We start from the raw sequence: 215 nt of genomic DNA on the forward strand, positions 1-215 counted from the left end.
CATTAGCTAGATATAAGGCAATATAAGCAATCTCATCTTCGGAAAATGTTAAATGGAAAATGCTTTCAATTCTTGACATCTCGTTTGCAGCTAAATCAAAGGCATAGGGGAAATTATTTTTTATATGCTGGCAGATTGGATTTGTTTGACTGCCCTTAATAACAAGGACATTTAAAGCACGAATAATGTGATTGGTGAGATTGTTTTCAAGTTTT

1 protein-coding gene is annotated in these 215 nt (G+C 33.0%); it reads right to left on the minus strand.

The features are described 5' to 3' along the window. The coding region (locus FH871_RS34625) for a PRD domain-containing protein (protein ID WP_138995332.1) at positions 1-215 on the minus strand (215 nt) is incomplete at both ends.

The sequence above is a fragment of the Larkinella sp. C7 genome (assembly GCF_006149005.1).
GTDB lineage: Bacteria > Bacteroidota > Bacteroidia > Cytophagales > Spirosomataceae > Larkinella.